At 48.7% G+C, this 599-nt stretch carries 2 protein-coding genes; both read left to right on the forward strand.

Annotation, left to right across the window (positions count from 1 at the left end; translation table 11 throughout):
- The first annotated feature begins 59 nt into the window (after positions 1–59).
- Positions 60–353 (forward strand): transposase, encoded by a 294-nt coding sequence (locus tag JMF85_RS28760; RefSeq protein ID WP_397376017.1) that lies wholly within the window; start codon positions 60–62, stop codon positions 351–353.
- 22 nt (positions 354–375) lie between these two features.
- On the forward strand, positions 376–599 hold a 224-nt coding region (locus JMF85_RS28765), incomplete at its 3' end, for an IS3 family transposase (RefSeq protein WP_397376018.1).

A 599-nucleotide genomic window follows, 5' to 3' on the forward strand; every position in this document is an offset into this window, starting at 1 on the left:
TTTATAATGCTCCCATAGGTTGAGACACAGGGGAGTGAAAAATAAGTTATAATGAAGCTATGGAAAAACGGAACCGATATACCTCAGAGTTTAAGACAAAGGTCGTCCTGGAGGTCCTTCGAGAGGAGCAGACCGTCAACGAGATCGCAGCCAAATATGAATTGAGCCCAGTCATGATCAGCCGGTGGAAGGCTGAATTCCTTGAGCGTGCCTCCATGGTGTTCGAGAAGAAGACCAGTGAAGCCGACAAACTGAAAAAGGAGTACGAGAGCAAGCAAGAGCATCTAGAAAAGCTGGTCGGCCAACTCACAGTTGAGGTTGACTGGCTCAAAAAAAAATCTGGCCTCAAATGAACCGCTGGAAGCCCGGAAAGCGATGGTAGAGCGCGACCATACCGAGATCACAGTGAAGCGTCAGGCAAACCTGCTGAGTGTGAACAGAACGAGCGTATACCGTCCGAGCAAGGAGCAACAAGAAAGCGAAGAGAATGTGCAGCTCATGCATCGAATCGATGAGATCTATATGAAGCACCCTTACTTCGGTTACCGACGCATGACAAATTTTCTTCGGGACCAGGGCTCCGAGATCAATCGTAAGCG

Origin of the sequence: Paenibacillus sp. EPM92 (assembly GCF_016586185.1) — a bacterium.
Classification (GTDB): domain Bacteria; phylum Bacillota; class Bacilli; order Paenibacillales; family NBRC-103111; genus Paenibacillus_G; species Paenibacillus_G validus.